At 66.4% G+C, this 1,418-nt stretch carries 1 protein-coding gene; it reads right to left on the bottom strand.

Annotated features, from left to right (window positions below):
• Positions 1–60: 60 nt before the first annotated feature.
• On the bottom strand, positions 61–1,296 hold the full coding sequence (locus ACGG9C_RS16980) for an IS256 family transposase (protein WP_046746337.1): 1,236 nt from the start codon (positions 1,294–1,296) through the stop codon (positions 61–63).
• Positions 1,297–1,418 lie beyond the last annotated feature (122 nt).

Raw genomic sequence — 1,418 nt, 5'->3', positions numbered from 1 at the left:
CGGCCGCGTCCGTTTGAGTGGTGGTCTTTCGCTTCGTTGCGATGATCAGCTGTCGTTAGTTTAGGCGGCGGTGATCTCGGGGAGTATCACCGCCTCGTCGATGGTGGGGGTGGTCGCGGTGAGCTCGGTCATGGAGGCTTCGGAGAAGTAGCGGCGGTCGGCGGCTTCCCATTCGTCGTGTTGCTCGACGAGGACGGAGCCGGCCAGGCGGAGCAGGGCGGCGTTGTTCGGGAACACGCCAACGACGTCGGTGCGGCGCTTGATCTCCCGATTGAGGCGTTCCAGCGGGTTCGTGGACCAGATCTGTCGCCAATGCCGGGCGGGGAACGCTTTGAACGCGAGGATGTCGTCACGGGCGTCGGTGAGCATCACGGCGGTCTTGGGGTGGACGCGCTCGATCATGCGCACGACTTCGTCGAACTGGGCATCGATGTGCTCGGCGTCGGGTTGGGCGAAGATCGTGCGGATCACGCTGGCGACCATCTCCTGCCGGCCCTTCGGGAGGGCGGTCAGGACGTTGCGCATGAAGTGGACGCGGCAGCGCTGCCAGGCGGCGCCCTGCAACACGGTCGCTGCGGCCTTCTTCAGTCCGGCGTGGGCGTCGGAGATCACCAGCTTCACCCCGCCCAGACCTCGTGTCTTCAACGAGCGCAGGAACTGCTTCCAGAACTCCTCGGTCTCGCTGTCTCCGACATCGAAGCCCAGCACGACCCGCCGCCCGTCAGCGGCGACGCCGATCGCGACGACGACCGCCTGGGACACGACACGGTGGTCGATGCGGACCTTGCAGTAGGTCGCGTCGAGGAACACGTAGGGGTAGGCGATGTCAGACAGCGAGCGGTCGCGGAACGATGCGACCTCGGCGTCGAGCCCTTGGCAGATGCGGGACACCTCGGACTTCGAGATGCCAGTGTCAGCGCCGAGCGCTTTGACGAGGTCATCGACCTTCCGGGTTGAGACGCCGTGGAGGTAGGCCTCCATCACGACCGCGAACAAGGCTTGGTCGACCCGGCGGCGCCGCTCCAGCAGCGACGGGAAGAACGACCCCTGCCGCAACTTCGGGATCCGCAACTCCAGATCCCCAGCCGTGGTCGACAGCACCCGCGGCCGGGAACCGTTGCGGGTAGTCGTGCGCTCGCTCGTGCGCTCGTAGGGGGCGGCGCCGATGAATGCGGCTGTCTCCGCGTCGATCAGCTCCTGGTAGAGCCGCTCGGTCGCGGCTCGGATGCGGTCGGTGGTGCCGGTGAGCTTCAGTTCCCCGAGCAGCTCGAGGAGGGCAGACTGGTCAAGAGCCATCGTGCGGTGTCGTCTTTCTGTGTGAGTTCTTGGTCGTTCTCACTGACCATCGCACGATGGCTCACCCCGTCGCGGTCACGACGCCGCGGGCCCGAAAGACCACCACCCCGCGGGACTCCAGG

It is taken from the genome of Microbacterium sp. MTN4-26, assembly GCF_042846595.1.
In the GTDB taxonomy this organism is placed as follows: domain Bacteria; phylum Actinomycetota; class Actinomycetes; order Actinomycetales; family Microbacteriaceae; genus Microbacterium; species Microbacterium luteum.
The sequence above is the reverse complement of the archived record's forward strand: the minus strand, read 5'-3'. Positions and strand labels throughout refer to the sequence as shown.

What these genes read in the sequence shown, in the direction of transcription:
- ACGG9C_RS16980 (WP_046746337.1), bottom strand. Translation starts at nt 1,296, where the DNA reads ATGGCTCTTGACCAGTCTGCCCTCCTCGAGCTGCTCGGGGAACTGAAG.